Genomic DNA, 16,792 nt, shown 5'->3' with positions numbered 1-16,792 from the left:
ATCCCTGGCATATGTCAGATAGGCGTCCATCAGAGCTCCGTCAGCATCACAATAAAAAACCCGGGGCGCGCAGCCAAAACAAGCCACAATCCCTTCAGACCATAAAACCTACTGTTATAGTAGGGATTGTCAATGCAGCCCGATCAGTGACGCCGCCACCGCTCCAAGGAAGAGATTTCCTTCCCGCGCGGAGCATTGGATGCCGTTCGGCACGACACCATCGCACAGTACCGAAAGCCCGCTGAACAAATGATTTTATGGCATATAGAAGCAGGTCTTTCTGCCAACAATCGCATGCTCCGCCCGAAAAATTGAGTCCCCAGCCGGGATCAGCGCTAGGTGGCCCCCTTCTCAGACCGGAGCCACCCCATGATGCTTTGAAGAAATTTCTCAGTGAGGCAAGTAGCTGTGCACTTCTCGACCGCAGCCGTTGGCGTAGTCACGCGCCAGCGCCTGCCAGTCGATCTGGGCTGCACGGCTCCAGTCGGGCATGGCCTCCTGCGTCGCTAAATCGTTCAGCGCGGCATCAAAGGCGTGCCCGCGGGCATAGTCCACGACGCGGCTGCCTTCCTCAAAGGCATCAATGGATTGCTCCCATCGCGCATTTTGCCAGTGCAGACAGATGCCACCCGTCGCTGGGTTATATTCGGCTGTGAACAGGGTGCCAAAGCCTTCGCCGTAGCGGTCCTGATGCAGGGGGTGCTGCAGGAACTGACGGTTAAGGGCGTCTGGCGCGACCCTCAACTTTGACAGGTGATCGTGGCGTTCGTAGGTCCGGGTAAAAGGCGCCCGATCCGGCAGGTCAGACCCGCTCTGGTGGTTGGTTGCAATCGCCCGGGGCATCAGGCGCATTCCGCCGCCGGCAATCATCTCGACACTGGCTGTCGCGCCTGACGCATCGGCCAGCACGAGGTTATAATCCATGTGCGATGGCACGCGCCGCAGAACCTTCAGCGCACCGGCAACGGTATCGCAGGTCTCAAGCACATAGCGCAGAATCGTGGTGATCCCGAACCCGGGCCCGGTACACGACCGCCCGCCATAGGCCAACGCCACGCTGAGACCGGCATCGTTGATCCCGTCAGACAGGCCCCAAAGGAATTCGACCATGCCCATGACCGCCCGACCGCCCCATTCGGTGCGCAGCAGCAGGCCTTCGTTCAGGTCCGGGGACAGGTCGTAGTTGCGCACCAGACGCACTTCAGCCCCATCGGCCATAGCGGCGAGCGAGCAGCCGCCAAGGTATTTTGGCGGGCACCAGGTCGACAGGAAACGGGCCGCCCTGTCGCCGCCCCCGGTCAGCGCCACCAGCCGGTCATAGACCGGGACCAGTTCCGGCATATGCTTTTGCAGTGCGTCGCGGCTGGCAGCTGCGGATGGGCCCGCGTCACCGCCGCGCCCGAGGAACCAGGCCTCGTAAGCAGGCCAGGACCGGTTCCACCGCGCGAGCCATTTCGGACCCGGAGTCGCCTCGTTCACCGCATCAAAGGTCAGGGACATGCTGGCCATCAGACAGCTCCCCGGTCGGTCTCGAAGAAGAACCGCACCATCTCGGCACTGGCATCCGGGCCGCCCGCGTCGGTATAGGTTCCCGCCGCCTGCCCGCCAGACCAGGCATGGCCCAGCCCGTCGATGACCCAGTAGTCCAGCATGGCCGCCCCATCCGTCCCGGTAACGGTTTTGCGCTGGTAACTGCGCCCCCCCGTGCTGCCGCTTGCATCGGAATGCAGTGTCTGCGCCGCACCACGGTTCAGGGCGTGCTGATAGATCCGCTCGCCGTTCATGGGATGCACTGTGGCATCCGCCGTGCCATGAAAGACGATCGTTCGCACGGTCTGCGTACCTGCCACCGGTGTGGCCAGATCGGGACCGTTCCCGGCCATCGCCGCAAAGGCCGATGCAACGTCGCGGGCGGCCCCGGCGGGCAGGCCGGAGTGGGCGCCAACGGCGGAAAAGACTTCCGGATAGGTCTCGCCCAGAATGACGGCCATCGCCCCCCCGGCGGACAGGCCTGCGGCAAAGACCCGGCCGGTTGGCACCTCATTTTCCTGCGCGACCTGCCGGGTCATCCCGGCAAGAATGGCCGGTTCGCCCCGGTCGCGGCGCTGATCACCAATGCTGAACCAGTTCCAGCAGGACTGTGCATTGTCACCGCGCGATTGTTCAGGATAAAGCACAACAAATCCATGCCTTTCCGCCAGGGCATTCATGCCCGTGCCGATAGCGAAGTCTTCGGGATTCTGCGTACACCCATGCAGCATGACGACCAAGCCGCTTGCGCCCTGATCCGCCGACTTTGGCACATAGGTCCGATAGCGGCGGGTTCCGGCGGAGCAGGTATAGCTGCCGGGCAACATCCCCTCGATCGTCACGCCAGAGGTTGACTGCCCAAAGGCGCCGCCCATCCCCTGCAGTTTCGACATCATGGACTGCAGAGTGTCCTGCATCGTCGCGCCGCCAAATCCGGCAGGTGATGCCAGACCATGTTGGGCGAGCGTACGGTTTACGAGGTCATTTGCGGCGGACACATGCGCTGAGCGTGCATCTTCTGTCGTCGAGCGCGGTGCGCCAACGGTTCTTTTCATCTTATATCCAGTCTTGGTGATCGGTTTCAGCTTTCAGAGAATTCGGTCGGCAAGGGCCTTTTTGACATCCGCACTTGCCTGCAACGCACCAAGCACGGTCAGGGATCCGATGGTTTGCAGCGCAAGTTCCGGGGTTACGTCCGCCGCGATCCGCGCCAGCCCCACAACCTTGATGTGCAGGATCTCTCCGGCGGCCTTGGCCGATTCGAGATCCGCTGCGGAAAAGTCCCTCAACCCCAGCTCCATCGTGTGACGTTCGATCGAGCGGGTCACCGTTTCGCCGTGGCTTTCGATCTGGTTGCGGATCGCGGTGCGAATGAAATCACTGCGGTTGGAGTAGAATCCTTCCTGCACCAGCAGGTCGATCCGCCCCAAATCCACAAACCCAAGATTTATGGTGATCTTTTCGCTATCAGGGGTCTTGTCCCGCAGTTGCCGAACGTTGCTCATGTTCAATTCTCCATCCGTATGGATGGTATATGGATGCCGTGCAGCATCCTTACAAGAGGCATGCCGTTCTCACCCCCCCGATTTCCGCCTGCCGGACTCGAACCCACCGGCATGAGTCTGCCAAAGCCAAATAACTGGGAAACAGGTGGTGGACCGCACGGGCCCTTGGGACTAGACACGGCGAAAACGCGGCAGACTCGAATCTGCGGCAGGCCCTGAGCAGGAGCAGCAGTTGAACGTGGCAGTAGATGATCCAATGGAACGTCAAGCAGAGGCGCGCACTTCGGTGCGGCCCATCCAGATTCGTGGCCGGTTTCTGACCGCTGTCGCGCTGCGGGTCGATGGCGGCCCGCCCGATGACGCCTTTTACGCCGGATTGGACGACCTCTTGCGCCAAAGGCCGCATTTTCTGGTCGATGCACCGCTGATCCTTGATCTGGACGGGGCCGAAGGTCTGACAGATCCCGATGATTTGCGGCAGCTGGTCGAAAACCTGAAGGCGCGCAAATTCATGGCCTTCGGTGTGCAGAATGCCAGCGACGCACAGTTGGCCGCCGCGACTGAGGCTGGTCTAATCCCCGTCCCCCCCGGGCGCGACGCCCCGTTGCGGGACGAACGGCCGGATCGCCGCCGCACCACCGAACGAACGCCATCCGCCGCCACCCGTGTCGTGACAACGCCGGTGCGGTCGGGTCAGACAGTGGTTGCGGATCATGGCGATCTGGTGGTGATCGGCCCCGTCGCGTCAGGTGCCGAACTGATCGCGCGCGGCAATATCCATGTTTACGGCACCCTGCGCGGACGGGCCATGGCTGGATGTCATGGCGACCTGAGCGCGCGGATCTTCTGCCAGAGCCTGGATGCCGAACTTCTGGCCATCGCAGGCCTGTACCGGACCAGTGAAAACCTGGAGCACGAGGTCCACAAACGCAACGTACAAGTCTTCCTCCAGGATGAACGCCTTTGTGTGGAGACACTCGGATGACATCGCAATTGAAACAAGACACCCCGGCAAAGGGCAAGATCATCGTGATCACCTCGGGCAAGGGCGGCGTGGGCAAGACGACCTCGGCCGCCGCCATCAGCGCTGGCCTTGCCATGCTGGGCCACAAGACGGTTGTGATCGACTTTGACGTGGGTTTGCGCAACCTCGACATGATCATGGGCTGCGAACGTCGCGTGGTGTTCGACTTTATCAACGTGATCCAGGGCGATGCCCGGCTGAAACAGGCGCTGATCAAAGACAAGCGCCTTGAGAATCTGTCGATTCTGCCCACCTCGCAGACCCGCGACAAGGACGCCCTGACCAAGGAGGGCGTGGAGAAAGTGCTGAACGAACTTCGCGAGGAGTTCGATTATATCATCTGCGACAGCCCCGCCGGGATCGAACGCGGCGCGCATCTGGCAATGTATTTTGCCGACGAAGCCGTGGTCGTGACCAACCCCGAAGTATCTTCGGTGCGCGACAGCGACCGTGTACTTGGCCTGCTGAGCAGCAAGACAGCCCGCGCCGAGCGCCCCGGCGCCGAGCCGATCAAGGCGCAGGTCCTTCTGACGCGTTACGACGCGAACCGCATCGCCAAAGGCGAGATGATGACGGTCGAGGATGTGCTTGAAATCCTTGCCGTGCCGCTGCTGGGCATCGTGCCGGAAAGCACCGCCGTTCTGCGCGCCTCCAACGAAGGTGTGCCGGTCACGATGGACGAACCTTCGCCGGCTTCGGCAGCTTATATGGACGCCGTGGCGCGTCTGACGGGCGAAGAGGTCGAAATGCGGGTTGAATCGGACAAGCGCCCCGGCCTGCTGCAGCGGCTTTTCGGGATGACGGCGTAACGATGTTCGGTTTCACCTTCCGCCCCCGCCCCCGCAAGGCCAAATCGGCGCAGACCGCCAAGGACCGCCTGCAGATCCTTCTCGCGCATGAACGCAGCGCCGGATCGGGTCCCGATTGCCTGCCGGAACTGCAGCGCGACATCCTCGAAGTGATCCGTCGGCACATGAAGATCGACAAGGACGCCGTCGAGATCAAGATGGATCGCGGCGATGAATGGTCGAGCCTTGAGATCAACATCGAGTTTCCGAGCACGGAAAAGGCCTAAAGCGCATAATCCTGTCCGGGCAGTGATATATCTCACTGTCCGGACAGCCCCATTGGATAAGCCGTAGATCAACCTCGACTGAAACCGCAGGCGAGGTGCTGTACCCAAACGGCGAACTGTGCGTCAGGGTTCTGCTGCCAACTGCGGCAAGTCGCTACTTCACCCGCAGCGGATGTCCACAGACAACCAGATCGATCCGGTCAACGACGGCCCCGAGCCTCTGGTTCATCGCTCCGCATCTGTCGCGGTAAACCCGTCCCAGCGCCGTCGCCGGGACGATGCCTGATCCGACCTCGTTCGTGACCATCACCACCGGGCTCACCTGAGCCGTCAGCGTCTCCAGAAGCGCGTCCAATTCAGCATCAACATTTCTGTCCTGCATCATCAGGTTCGAAAGCCAGAGCGTCATGCAGTCCACCAGCCGCGGCCCCTGTCCGTCGCTACGCACCAACGCGCCGCACAGATCCAGCGGCTCTTCCACCGTGTGCCACCCGGCCCCACGCTGGACAAGATGGGCAGCAATGCGCTCTTCCATCTCGGAATCCAGCGCCTCGGCGGTGGCGATATAGACCAGCCGGTCGCCTATACCGCGCACCAGCCCCTCGGCAAAGCGGCTTTTGCCGGATTTGGCCCCGCCGGTGACAAGTGCGAGTGTCCTCATGAAAGACCTCCGTCAGAGGGTCGGACAATGGCAGCGGCATCGAATATGGCGCTGACGTCCAGATGCCGCTCCATATGATCGGCAAGGGCATTCAGCGTTTTCTCGATCGTGTCGCCATAGCAGGTTGCCCCCACCGTGGCCCCCTGCTCGGCCAGCCAAGCCGCGCGAAAGGCGTCATCGGAAAAGAGCCCGTGCAGATAGGTGCCGCTGACTTGCCCGTCAGAAGAGTACGCGCCATCCAGATCGTTCCCGATCCGGGCAAAGGGCCGCGCGCAATCCGGGCCGGTGGTACGGCCAATATGGATCTCATACCCGGAAAATCCGACACCTGTGGGTGCGTGTTGCGCCGAAACGCGGGTCAGCGTCTTGTCTGCTGCCATCACCGTATCGACCTCCAGCAATCCCAAACCGGCGACCGACCCCGGTGCGCCCTCAAGCCCATCTGGATCGTCGATCCGCTGGCCAAGCATCTGGTAACCGCCACACAGGCCGAGGACCCGGCCACCCCGGCGGATATGCGCGAACAGATCAATGTCCCAGCCCTGCACGCGCAGAAACTCCAGATCACCACGCGTCGATTTCGACCCCGGCAGGATAACCATATCCGCATCACCGGGCAACGGGCTGCCCGGCGGAACCATTGTCAGCCGCACACCAGGCTCTGCCGCCAGCGGATCAAGGTCATCGAAATTTGCGATGCGTGACAGCATCGGACAGGCGATGTGATATGCACCGTTGCCCTTGGCCCGGGCCAGATCCACAGCATCCTCGGCAGGCAGCAGATGCGCCTGCGCGAACCACGGCAGCACGCCGAACCCGCGCCAGCCTGTGCGCGCGGCGATATCGGTATAGCCATTGTCAAACAGGGAAACATCACCACGGAATTTGTTGATCAGGAACCCCGCGACCATGGCCGCATCTTCCGGGTCCAGAACCGCATGGGTCCCGACAATCTGCGCGATCACGCCGCCCCTGTCGATATCACCGGCCAGCACAACCGGCACCCCGGCGGCACAGGCAAAACCCATGTTGGCGATGTCACCCCGGCGGAGGTTCGTCTCGGCCGGGCTGCCAGCACCTTCGACAATGATCAGATCCGCCGTTTCGGCCAACAGCGCAAAACTTTCTAACACCGGCGCCAGCAGGGCACCTCGCGCACGGCCAAAGTCGCGGGCGTCAAGTCGGCTGACCACCTTACCCTGAACAACAACCTGCGATCCAGTATCGCTTTCGGGTTTCAGCAGGACGGGGTTCATATGCACGCTGGGCGCCCTGCCGCAGGCGATGGCCTGCAGCGCCTGCGCACGACCAATTTCGCCGCCGTCTTCGGTCACGGCAGCGTTGTTGGACATGTTCTGCGGCTTGAACGGCGCGACGGACAGCCCCCGCCGCAAGGCCGCCCGGCACAACCCGGCCACCAGCATCGACTTGCCCACGTTTGACCCGGTGCCCTGAATCATGATGGCGCGCGCGGTCATTGATCACGCTCCAACGCCGCACGCGCCGTTGCCACTGTGTCGACCGCACGCAGGCTGAAGGGCGTGCCGCACACCCAGTCCGAGGTGCTGAAAATCAGCCTGCCCTCATCGGAATAGCGCGCAAGCACCGGGTGAAAGGACAGGTCTTCGGACCGCGAATGACCCGGATAACGCGGCGCGGATATCAGGACATCCGGCGCATGTGCCACCAGTTGTTCCAGCGCCAACCGACCGCCACCGGTCATCCCCAACGCCTCGGACAGGTTGCGAAAACCGGCCGCCGACACGATCTCATGGCTCAGCGTATCCGCACCCAGTGAATAGCCGTTGGGATAGAAAAAAGCCGCCACAGGGGCATCCGGAGAAGGGGTGCCATAGGCTGCGATCCGTGGGGCGACTTCACCCGCCAGTCGCTCTGCCCGCGAATCTTGCTGCAACATCGCACCCACCGTTCGGATTAGTTCCGGGATCTCGTTCAGCGCGGCGGTGATCGGGATCTGCTCGACCCGAAGACCCAGACGGCGCAGCATGGCCAGCACCGTTGGGTCAGAATAGCGCCCGGCCAGGACCACGTCGGGGTTCAGCGCAAAGATTTCCTCGGCCGCGCCAGTGTTCAGTGGATAGGCTGCGGCCTCTGCCATCATCGACGACGAACGCGGATCACCCGCCAACCGGCTGAGCGACAGGATTTGATCGGGATCGGCAAGAAGCAGGACAAGCTGATCGGTACACAGGTTCATCGACACAACCCTTGGCAGGGTGTCCGCGGCGCAGACCCCGGCAGGCAGCGTCGCAAACAGCGTCCATGCAATGGTGCGTGCCGCGCTGGTGACCCGGGCAAAGACGGTCCGGGATCGACACTGAGCTGTGGTGCCTTTGCGCACGGATTGATTCCTGTCGCCTGTCAAAGTCATGGCCACCAGATGACCTTTTGCGCGACAGGACACAACACCAAGCGAACTAATTGCCGCCGACACGCCACCGCATCACTATGCCCGCCACCCGTATCGCCGTTAGCTGAAGTGGGTTTCGTGCGGGAAACTGCGCGTCAGCCCTTCTGCAAGCCCCATGGCCCTTGGCCTCTGCCCATGCCGGCGGTATGTCTCGGCTCCCGAATGCTCACAGGAGGCGCAATTGGACACCGAAAAGCGTATCGCACAGACCATCGCGACCGAAATCGCCGCCCGCCCTGATCAGGTCTCCTCGGCGATTGCCCTGCTTGACGGTGGTGCCACGGTGCCCTTCGTCGCCCGCTACCGCAAAGAGGCGACCGGGGGGCTGGACGACACCCAACTGCGCAAGCTGGCCGACCGCATGACCTATCTGCGCGAACTTGAATCCCGGCGCGCGGCGATCGTTGATTCGATCCGTTCGCAGGACAAGATGACTGACGCGCTTACCCGTGCTCTGGCCGGAGCCGAGACGAAATCCGTGCTCGAAGACATCTATCTGCCCTTCAAACCAAAGCGCCGCACCAAGGCGATGATCGCGCGCGAAAACGGCCTGGAGCCGCTGCTGGAGGCGATCCTGTCGGACCGTGCCACTGATCCCGAAGCCCTGGCAAAAACCTATGTGAGCGAAGCCGTTCCCGGAACCAAAGAAGCGCTGGAGGGGGCCCGCGACATTCTGGCCGAACGGCTGGCCGAAAACGCCGCCCTGCTGGGGGATCTGCGCGGCTTCATGCAGAACGAGGCGCTGCTGACCGCCCGCGTGATCGAGGGACAGGAAGAGAAAGGCGCGAAATTCTCGGATTACTTCGCCCATTCCGAACCTTGGTCCAAGGTGCCGTCGCACCGCGCGCTGGCGATGTTGCGCGCAAGCAAGGAAGGCGTCGTCTATGTCGACATCGCCCCTGATCCCGAAACCGGCGCCGCCCGGGCCGAAGGCATCGTGTGCAAATATATCGGTGTTCCGGGCAACGGGCCCGGCGACACCTGGCTGCGCAAGATCGCGGGCTGGACATGGCGGGTCAAGCTGAGTTCGACCATGATGCTGGATCTTCTGGGCGATCTGCGTGCTCGCGCCCATCAAGAGGCCATTGACGTCTTTGCCCGCAACCTGCGTGACCTTCTGCTGGCGGCACCTGCAGGGGCCTGCGCGACTCTGGGTCTTGATCCGGGCATCCGCACCGGGGTCAAGGCGGCGGTGGTCGATGCCACGGGCCGGGTGCTCACAACTGAAACGCTGTATCCGTTTCAGCCCAAGAACGATCTGCGCGGGGCCGAGGCGGCGATCCTGCGGTTGATCACCAAGCATAACGTCGAACTGATCGCCATCGGCAACGGCACAGCCAGCCGCGAGACGGAACGGCTGGTCGCCGACACGCTGGCGCATCTGCCCAAGGACGTGAAAAAGCCGACCAAAGTCATTGTTTCCGAAGCCGGGGCCTCTGTCTATTCCGCCTCTGAACTGGCGGCAAAGGAGTTCCCCGATCTTGATGTCTCCTTGCGCGGTGCGGTGTCCATTGCCCGCCGGTTGCAGGATCCGTTGGCCGAACTGGTCAAGATCGAACCCAAAAGCATCGGCGTCGGCCAGTACCAGCATGACGTGGACCAGTCCCGTCTGGACAAATCGCTTGAGGCCGTGGTCGAGGATGCAGTGAATGCCGTCGGCGTCGACCTCAACACCGCCTCTGCGCCGCTGCTTGCCCATGTGTCGGGCCTTGGACCCGGGCTGGCCGAGGCGATTGTGGCGCATCGCGATACTTCTGGCGCGTTCAAGTCGCGCAAGGAATTGCTGAAGGTGGCCCGGCTTGGCCCGCGCGCCTTTGAGCAGTGCGCCGGCTTCCTGCGCATCCGCGATGGGGCCGAGCCGCTGGATGCCTCTTCAGTTCACCCCGAAGCCTATGGTCTGGCTCGCAAGATCGTGAAGGCCTGCGGGCGGGACCTGCGCGCCGTGATGGCGGACCCTTCGGCTCTGCGCCAGTTGCACGCCGAACAATTCGTCGATGACACATTCGGCCTGCCGACCGTGCGCGACATTCTGGCAGAGCTTGAAAAGCCGGGCCGCGATCCGCGCCCGAGCTTCAAGACGGCAGTCTTTGCGGACGGGGTCGAGGATATCAAAGATCTGAAATCCGGCATGGTGCTTGAGGGCACCGTGACCAATGTCGCGGCCTTTGGTGCCTTCGTGGACATCGGCGTGCATCAAGACGGGCTGGTGCACGTGAGCCAGCTGGCAGATAAGTTCGTCAAGGATCCACACGAAGTGGTCAAGGCAGGCGACGTGGTTCAGGTCCGCGTGACAGAGGTCGATATTCCCCGCAAACGGATTGGTCTTTCGATGCGCAAGGACGGCGGTTACTCCGCGCGCGAGGATCGTGCGGAACGCGGACCCAAAGGCGATAAGCCGCAGGGAAATTTCCGAGGCAAGAGCAAGCCGGTGACCTCTGCCGCACCGCCAAAAAGCGATGCACCGGGTGCGTTTGGCTCAGCGCTGCTGGATGCGATGAAGCGGCGATAAGGAACCCCGGCGAGCGCCTGCCCGTTGTGTGGCGCTCGCCCGGCCCTTACGCCTTGGCTCCGGGCCGGGGTCTGTAAATTCATTGTTGGATCAATGCCGCCGACGCACACTTTGGGGCCGCCCCTCAAGTGCCAGTCGCGCGTCATTCCGCGCCTTTTGTGACACTAGGCGGCCCTTGGATACCACGGCAAGCCGGTCTGGCCGCAGGCGAACTGCCTCGATCGGGTCACCGGCATCCAGAACCACCAGCGATGCGACAGCGCCTTCGTGCAAGCCATAGCCCTCAAGCCCGATGATCCGCGCATTTTCCACGGTCACCATGTCGAAACACCGGCTCATCTGTTCCGGTGCCGTCATCTGCGCCACGTGCAGCCCCATAAAGGCAACGTCGAGCATGTCGCCGGTACCAAGCGAATACCACGGATCGCGCACGCAATCCTGCCCCCAGCCGACAGTGATGCCCATGGCCTGCATCTCTTTCACCCGGGTCAGGCCGCGCCGTTTGGGGTAGGTGTCGTGCCGTCCCTGAAGGGTAATGTTGATCAGCGGGTTCGGGATGGCGGCCACCTCGGCCTCGGCGATCAGCGGCAAAAGCTTTGAGACGTAGTAGTTGTCCATCGAATGCATCGAGGTCAGATGCGACCCCGCCACCCGCCCCTGCAGGCCAAGGCGCTGCGTCTCATAGGCCAGCGTCTCGATATGGCGGCTGAGGGGATCATCGGTTTCGTCGCAATGCAGATCGACCGGCAGGCCACGCTCTGCCGCGATTTCGCAGAGATCGCGCACCGAAGCGCGCCCCTCTTCCATCGTGCGCTCAAAATGCGGGATGCCGCCCACGACATCGACACCCATATCCAGCGCCCGCAACAGGTTGGTCCGTCCTGTCGGCGTGCGGTACAACCCGTCCTGCGGAAAAGCCACCAGTTGCAGATCGAGGTAGGGGCGCACGATCTTCTGCACCTCAAGCATCGCGGTCACGGTATTCAGATGATCCGACGTCGTGTCCACATGGGACCGTATCGCCAGCAGCCCCATGGAAACCGCCCAGTCGCAGTAGGTCAGCGCACGGGCCACCATTTCGTCCACCGTCGCGGTATCCCGCAACTCACCCCACAGAGAAATCCCTTCAAGCAGAGTACCGGATGCGTTGATCCGCGGCGTTCCGTAGCTGAGCGTCGCATCGAGATGAAAATGCGGATCTACAAAAGGCGGCGCGACAAGATCCCCTGTGGCGTCGATGACCTCGCCCGCCACCGCCCCGGACAGCGCACCGATGGCGATGATCCGATCACCGCGGATGCCGATATCAGCATGCGAACCATCGGGCAGCGTACCACCTTTCACCAGAAGATCGAAATCGGCCATCAGCGTTCTCCGCGATTGTAGGGGGTCATCAGTGCGGCCGGCACATTTGCGCGGCGCGACATGAGGATCAGGGCCAGAATGGACAGGATGTAGGGGATCATCAGGAACACCTGATAGGGCACCAGCGTGCCATATGACGTCTGCTGCAGCCGCACCTGCAAAGCATCAAACGCCGCGAACAGCAGAGCGCCCAGAAGCGCCCGGGATGGCGACCAGGCGCCAAAGACAACCAGCGCGATGCAGATCCAGCCGCGCCCGTTCACCATCTCAAAGAAGAACGACGAAAACGCCGAGATTGTCAGGAATGCCCCGCCGACCGCCATCAATCCCGATCCGACGATGACCGCCCCCATCCTCAGGGCCGTGACCGAAAGGCCCTGCGCCTCGACCGCCGAGGGGTTTTCGCCAACCGCGCGAAGTGCCAGCCCAAGCGGCGTGCGGTAAAGCACCAGCGCCACCACCAGCACGGTAAAGAAGGCGAAATAGGTGAGCGGCGTCTGCGAGAACAGCGCCGGGCCGACGAATGGCAAATCCGAGAGGCCCGGGATGTCGATCGGTTGGAACGGCTCAATCCTGGGCGGCGATGACACCTCGGGCAGGCTGAGGCGGTAGGCGTAATAGGCGGATGATGTGGCAAGCAGGGTGATCCCGATTCCCACAACATGCTGTGAGAGGCCAAAGGGAACAGTCAGTACGGCGTGGATGAGGCCAAAGAACATGCCCGAGAGCATCGCCACCGCCACACCACCCCAGAGCGGCAGGCCTGCGTAAACCGCAATCCAGCCAGCGAAGGCGCCGATCACCATGATTCCCTCGATCCCGAGGTTCAGCACCCCGGCGCGTTCGCAGATGAGTTCCCCCATCGTCGCAAAGATCAGCGGAGAGGCAATGCGCAATACGGCCGCCCAAAAGCTGGCCGAGATCAGGATATCGACAATCTCGCTCATCCTTTGCGCACCCTGAATTTGGTCAGAAGAATCGCCAGCACCATGAACAGCAACGCACAGGCGAGCAGGATATCGGCGATATAGGTCGGCACTTCGGCCGCGCGGCTCATCCCGTCGGCACCGACGAATATACCCGCGACAAAGATTGCCGAGACGATGACGCCAAGCGGGTTGAGAAGCGCCAGCATCGCAACAACGATCCCCGTGTAGCCAAACCCCGGCGACAGATCGAGCGTGAGGTTGCCCTTCAGACCCGCCACCTCGGAATAGCCGGCGAGTGCCGCCAGCCCCCCCGACAAAAGCGCCGTCTTGACCATCACCGCGCCGACCGGGATGCCCGCAAACCGCGCCGCTTCGGCGTTCAGGCCCACCGCGCGGATTTCATAGCCCAGCGTCGTACGGGTCTGGACCACCCAGACCACCACAGCCGACAGGATGGCAATTCCGAACCCCCAGTGCAGCCGCAGCCCTTCGACCAGCCTTGGCAGGCGCGCATTTCTTGGGATCGCCTCGGATTTCGGCCAGCCCATTCCCATCGGGTCCTTCAGCGGCCCTTCAAGCAGCATTGAAATCAACAAAAGCATAATGAAGTTGAAAAGCAGCGTCGTCACCACCTCGTCCACGCCCAGCCGGGTCTTGAGCAGGACCGGCCCCAGCAGAACGACGCCCCCAGCGATCATCGCCCCGATGCCCATCAGTGGGATCAGCAAAGGCCCCGGCAGCGCCAGCTTGGTCCCGATCAGGATGGTGACCAGTGCCCCCGCGTATAACTGTGCCTCGGCCCCGATATTCCAGAGCTTTGCACGAAAGGCGACCGCGACGGCGAGGCCGGTAAAGATCAACGGCGTCGCGCGGTTCAACGTTTCCAGCAAAGCGAATTTCGACCCCACCGCGCCCTTCACGATCAGCCCGAAGGTCAGCAGCGGGTTGGCGCCCGCAAGCATCGCGAGAAACCCACCCACCATGAATGTCGCCACCAGCGCCAGCACAGGAAGGCCCAAAGAGCGGGCCAGGGTTGGATTTTCGATTGCCTCAAGCCGCATGATCAAACCCCTGCCCGGCCATCCACTGGCCAAGGTCTGCGGGCTTCATCGTGCCACGGGGAAATCCGCGCGACAGTCGGCCTTCGGATATCACGTGGATCACGTCCGACAGCGTGAGGATCTCGTCCAGATCCTCGGAAATCAGCAGCACTGCCGCGCCTGCATCGCGCGCCTTGATCAACTGGTTCTGCACATAGGTGACAGCGCCGATATCAAGGCCGCGCACCGGCTGGTTGGCAATGATCACGCGCGGATTTCCCTGAAGGACCCGGCCCAGGATCAGCTTTTGCATGTTCCCCCCCGACAGCAGCCGAATGCGGGTCTGCGGCCCGGGACAGCGTACATCGTACTGCGCGATGATGTCCTCTGCACGCTCGCGCGCAGCGCGCCAGTCCATCCAGCCCCTTCGGCTGGCCGGGGCTTGGGCGTAGGTTTCAAGGATCGCGTTCTCGGTCAGGGTAAAATCCGCAATCGTGCCGGTGCGATGCCGGTCCTCGGGGATCCGCCCGATACCGGCCGCAATGGCGGCGCGGGGGCTCCAGCCTGTCACCCGCTCTCCGACAATCTCAAGACTGCCTTCGGTTGGCAACGCAAGCCCTGACAGCAGATCGGCCAGTGCCCCCTGCCCGTTGCCCGAAACGCCCGCCAGTCCAGTGATCTGGCCCGCGCGCAAAGACAGCGAAACGTCGTGCAGGCCGGGCCTTTGACCTTGGGGCTCGGTCGCCACCCGGTCCAGCACCAGAAGCGGCGCGCCGGGAGTAGCTTTGGACGGTGCAGGCGGGGTAATTTCCGCCCCAACCATCAATTCGGCCAGCTTTTGGCGATCTGTCTCTGCCGCCACAACGGACCCAGCCAGCCGACCATGCCGCAAGACCAGAACACGGGACGAAATCGCCATGACCTCGTGCAATTTGTGGGAAATGAAGATCACCGACAGCCCCAGTGCCACGGCCTTGCGCAGCGTCAGAAACAGTGCGTTCGTCTCTTGCGGAGTGAGCACCGCAGTGGGTTCGTCAAGGATCAGGATCTTTGCGTCGCGGTAAAGCGCCTTGAGGATCTCGACCCGCTGGCGTTCCCCCACCGACAGCGCGGCGATGGTCTCATCCGGGTCGACCTCCAGCCCAAAGTCCCGCGACAACGCCGCCACACGGGCCCGCGCCGCCCTGCGCCCCAGACCCAGCCGCCACAGCGGTTCGGTCCCCAGCAGGATATTGTCCATCACACTCATGTTGTCAGCGAGCGTAAAGTGCTGATGCACCATGCCGACACCGGCCTTTAGCGCAGCACCCGGCTGGCCCGGCGGCAGCGTCTGGCCAAAGACCTCAACACTTCCTGCATCGGCGCTGTAGTGGCCAAACAGGATGTTCATCAGCGTCGTCTTGCCCGCGCCGTTTTCGCCCAGCAGGGCGATGACTTCGCCACGGGCGAGGTCAAAGCTGATGCCGTCATTTGCAACAAGCGCGCCAAAACGTTTGGTGATGCCGGACAGACGCAGGACGGGATCGCCCTGCGCTGCGGTTTCAGATGTCATCAGGCCAACTTCCCGAAGGGCATCAGACCGATGTCGGTTCGGTATCGTCGATCTCGACCACGAAGCTGCCCGCCTTGATCGCGGCCTCCTTCTCGGCCACCAGATCAAGCGCGCCCTGCGGCACCTTGCCGTCGAAGGTACCCAGTGGGGCAAGCGAGCAGCCGCCTTCCTTCATGAAGGAGAAGAGGCCGTAGTCATCCGCCTTGAAAGTTCCGGCTGCAATGTTGGCAAGCGCAGCCTGAAGGGTCGGTTCGAAATGCCAGATGGCCGAAGCGACAACCGTATCGGGGTATTCGGCTTGGGTATCGATCACATTGCCAATGGCCAGGATGCCCTTTTCCTGAGCCGCGTCCGAGACGCCAAAGCGTTCAGCGTAAAGCAGATCCGTACCGCCCTCGATCATGGCGAATGCCGTCTCCTTGGCCTTGGGCGGATCGAACCACGACCCGATAAAGCTCACCTGGAATTCGGCGTCTGGACGGGTTTCTTTCACACCGGCCATAAAGGCGTGCATCAACCGGTTGACCTCGGGGATCGGAAATCCGCCGACCATACCGATCTTGCCGGTCTCTGTCATCGCCCCGGCAATGATTCCAGATAGATACGATGCGTCCTGAATGTAATTGTCGAAGACGGCAAGGTTTGGGTATTCGGGATCCGCTGGCAGGGACGACCCCAGCAGAAACGCGGTGTCGGGATAATCCAGCACCACCTCGCGCGCCTCCTGCTCAACGCCGAAAATCTCACCCACGATCAGCTTGACGCCGCTTTCGGCATATTCGCGCATGACACGGGGATAGTCGGTGTTGGCGGTGTTTTCCGAGAAGGTATAGCTGATTTGCCCAGCTTCCTTGGCCGCTAAGGCGGCGATGTGGATGCGGCTGACCCACTGTTGTTCCACCGGCACGGTATAGATGCCTGCAACCGAAAGAGGTTCCTGCCCAAAGGCGCGCAGCGGAAGGCTGGCAACGCCCGTCGCCGCGGCGGCGACAAGACCCCGCTGCAAGAGGCCGCGGCGGCTGATCAGGCCAGTCTGTGAAAGGAAGTGTCGGTCGCGCATGGCTGTATCCTCTGGCTGTCGGAAGCGTTTTATTATTTCTGCTGCGACCCTAGGGGGGGGCTTTGCAGCGGGTCAAGAATCTTGGCTGATTTTTTGATCAAAGATACGAAT

The 16,792-nt window shown here is 62.4% G+C and carries 15 protein-coding genes; 4 read left to right on the top strand and 11 right to left on the bottom strand.

What is annotated here, in order from left to right:
• Positions 1 to 390: 390 nt before the first annotated feature.
• From CHB75_RS18440 to CHB75_RS18430, 3 genes are read right to left on the bottom strand one after another with little or no spacing between them, the layout of a single operon-like run.
• On the bottom strand, positions 391 to 1,509 hold the full coding sequence (locus CHB75_RS18440; protein WP_089273225.1) for a C45 family autoproteolytic acyltransferase/hydrolase: 1,119 nt from the start codon (positions 1,507 to 1,509) through the stop codon (positions 391 to 393).
• A complete protein-coding gene (locus CHB75_RS18435; RefSeq protein ID WP_089273223.1) occupies positions 1,509 to 2,585 on the bottom strand; it encodes an extracellular catalytic domain type 1 short-chain-length polyhydroxyalkanoate depolymerase in 1,077 nt (358 codons plus the stop codon). The genes CHB75_RS18440 and CHB75_RS18435 overlap by 1 nt, the downstream gene beginning before the upstream one ends.
• A gap of 33 nt (positions 2,586 to 2,618) precedes the next feature.
• Positions 2,619 to 3,035, bottom strand: a complete 417-nt coding sequence (locus tag CHB75_RS18430) for a CopG family transcriptional regulator (protein WP_089273221.1) — start codon at positions 3,033 to 3,035, stop codon at positions 2,619 to 2,621.
• A 238-nt stretch (positions 3,036 to 3,273) separates the two neighbouring features.
• On the opposite strand from CHB75_RS18430, the gene minC reads away from it, so the two are divergent.
• The 3 genes from minC to minE are packed head-to-tail and all read left to right on the top strand — an operon-like array spanning position 3,274 to position 5,134.
• Positions 3,274 to 4,020: a septum site-determining protein MinC gene (minC, locus tag CHB75_RS18425; protein WP_342745319.1), complete on the top strand. Its 747-nt coding sequence runs from the start codon at positions 3,274 to 3,276 to the stop codon at positions 4,018 to 4,020.
• Positions 4,017 to 4,868, top strand: a complete 852-nt coding sequence (minD, locus tag CHB75_RS18420; RefSeq protein WP_089273217.1) for a septum site-determining protein MinD — start codon at positions 4,017 to 4,019, stop codon at positions 4,866 to 4,868. Before minC ends, minD begins: the two co-directional genes overlap by 4 nt.
• 2 nt (positions 4,869 to 4,870) lie before the next feature.
• Positions 4,871 to 5,134 carry a cell division topological specificity factor MinE gene (gene minE / locus CHB75_RS18415; protein ID WP_089273215.1) on the top strand — a complete coding sequence of 88 codons (264 nt, stop codon included), beginning with the start codon at positions 4,871 to 4,873 and terminating at the stop codon, positions 5,132 to 5,134.
• A 154-nt stretch (positions 5,135 to 5,288) separates the two neighbouring features.
• Here minE and cobU read toward each other — a convergent pair whose 3' ends face one another.
• From cobU to CHB75_RS18400, 3 genes are read right to left on the bottom strand one after another with little or no spacing between them, the layout of a single operon-like run.
• Entirely contained in the window at positions 5,289 to 5,795 is a 507-nt protein-coding gene (gene cobU / locus CHB75_RS18410; RefSeq protein ID WP_089273213.1) for a bifunctional adenosylcobinamide kinase/adenosylcobinamide-phosphate guanylyltransferase, read from the bottom strand.
• Positions 5,792 to 7,273 (bottom strand): cobyric acid synthase, encoded by a 1,482-nt coding sequence (locus CHB75_RS18405; protein ID WP_089273211.1) that lies wholly within the window; start codon positions 7,271 to 7,273, stop codon positions 5,792 to 5,794. Before CHB75_RS18405 ends, cobU begins: the two co-directional genes overlap by 4 nt.
• Positions 7,270 to 8,157, bottom strand: coding sequence for an ABC transporter substrate-binding protein (locus CHB75_RS18400; RefSeq protein ID WP_245841065.1), 888 nt, complete (start codon positions 8,155 to 8,157; stop codon positions 7,270 to 7,272). The genes CHB75_RS18405 and CHB75_RS18400 overlap by 4 nt, the downstream gene beginning before the upstream one ends.
• Positions 8,158 to 8,407: 250 nt before the next feature.
• On the opposite strand from CHB75_RS18400, the gene CHB75_RS18395 reads away from it, so the two are divergent.
• Entirely contained in the window at positions 8,408 to 10,735 is a 2,328-nt protein-coding gene (locus tag CHB75_RS18395; RefSeq protein WP_089273207.1) for a Tex family protein, read from the top strand.
• Between the two features lie 90 nt (positions 10,736 to 10,825).
• Here the strand turns inward: CHB75_RS18395 and CHB75_RS18390 are convergent, their stop codons facing one another.
• Genes CHB75_RS18390 through CHB75_RS18370 form a run of 5 tightly spaced genes read right to left on the bottom strand, consistent with a single transcriptional unit; the run spans position 10,826 to position 16,681 of the window.
• The gene (locus CHB75_RS18390; protein WP_089273205.1) at positions 10,826 to 12,100 is read right to left on the bottom strand and encodes an amidohydrolase family protein; all 1,275 of its coding nucleotides are present in this window, start codon (positions 12,098 to 12,100) and stop codon (positions 10,826 to 10,828) included.
• Positions 12,100 to 13,047, bottom strand: a complete 948-nt coding sequence (locus CHB75_RS18385; protein ID WP_089273203.1) for an ABC transporter permease — start codon at positions 13,045 to 13,047, stop codon at positions 12,100 to 12,102. Before CHB75_RS18385 ends, CHB75_RS18390 begins: the two co-directional genes overlap by 1 nt.
• Complete coding sequence (locus CHB75_RS18380) at positions 13,044 to 14,090, bottom strand: ABC transporter permease (protein WP_089273201.1); 1,047 nt, start codon at positions 14,088 to 14,090, stop codon at positions 13,044 to 13,046. Before CHB75_RS18380 ends, CHB75_RS18385 begins: the two co-directional genes overlap by 4 nt.
• Entirely contained in the window at positions 14,080 to 15,621 is a 1,542-nt protein-coding gene (locus CHB75_RS18375; protein WP_089273199.1) for an ABC transporter ATP-binding protein, read from the bottom strand. The genes CHB75_RS18380 and CHB75_RS18375 overlap by 11 nt, the downstream gene beginning before the upstream one ends.
• 22 nt (positions 15,622 to 15,643) lie before the next feature.
• Positions 15,644 to 16,681, bottom strand: a complete 1,038-nt coding sequence (locus tag CHB75_RS18370; RefSeq protein ID WP_089273197.1) for a BMP family protein — start codon at positions 16,679 to 16,681, stop codon at positions 15,644 to 15,646.
• Positions 16,682 to 16,792 lie beyond the last annotated feature (111 nt).

The sequence above is a fragment of the Puniceibacterium sediminis genome (assembly GCF_900188035.1).
Taxonomy (GTDB): Bacteria; Pseudomonadota; Alphaproteobacteria; order Rhodobacterales; family Rhodobacteraceae; genus Puniceibacterium; species Puniceibacterium sediminis.
The sequence above is the reverse complement of the archived record's forward strand: the minus strand, read 5'-3'. Positions and strand labels throughout refer to the sequence as shown.

What these genes read in the sequence shown, in the direction of transcription:
- CHB75_RS18440 (WP_089273225.1), bottom strand. Translation starts at nt 1,509, where the DNA reads ATGGCCAGCATGTCCCTGACCTTTGATGCGGTGAACGAGGCGACTCCG.
- CHB75_RS18435 (WP_089273223.1), bottom strand. Translation starts at nt 2,585, where the DNA reads ATGAAAAGAACCGTTGGCGCACCGCGCTCGACGACAGAAGATGCACGC.
- CHB75_RS18430 (WP_089273221.1), bottom strand. Translation starts at nt 3,035, where the DNA reads ATGAGCAACGTTCGGCAACTGCGGGACAAGACCCCTGATAGCGAAAAG.
- minD (WP_089273217.1), top strand. Translation starts at nt 4,017, where the DNA reads ATGACATCGCAATTGAAACAAGACACCCCGGCAAAGGGCAAGATCATC.
- minE (WP_089273215.1), top strand. Translation starts at nt 4,871, where the DNA reads ATGTTCGGTTTCACCTTCCGCCCCCGCCCCCGCAAGGCCAAATCGGCG.
- cobU (WP_089273213.1), bottom strand. Translation starts at nt 5,795, where the DNA reads ATGAGGACACTCGCACTTGTCACCGGCGGGGCCAAATCCGGCAAAAGC.
- CHB75_RS18405 (WP_089273211.1), bottom strand. Translation starts at nt 7,273, where the DNA reads ATGACCGCGCGCGCCATCATGATTCAGGGCACCGGGTCAAACGTGGGC.
- CHB75_RS18390 (WP_089273205.1), bottom strand. Translation starts at nt 12,100, where the DNA reads ATGGCCGATTTCGATCTTCTGGTGAAAGGTGGTACGCTGCCCGATGGT.
- CHB75_RS18385 (WP_089273203.1), bottom strand. Translation starts at nt 13,047, where the DNA reads ATGAGCGAGATTGTCGATATCCTGATCTCGGCCAGCTTTTGGGCGGCC.
- CHB75_RS18380 (WP_089273201.1), bottom strand. Translation starts at nt 14,090, where the DNA reads ATGCGGCTTGAGGCAATCGAAAATCCAACCCTGGCCCGCTCTTTGGGC.
- CHB75_RS18375 (WP_089273199.1), bottom strand. Translation starts at nt 15,621, where the DNA reads ATGACATCTGAAACCGCAGCGCAGGGCGATCCCGTCCTGCGTCTGTCC.
- CHB75_RS18370 (WP_089273197.1), bottom strand. Translation starts at nt 16,681, where the DNA reads ATGCGCGACCGACACTTCCTTTCACAGACTGGCCTGATCAGCCGCCGC.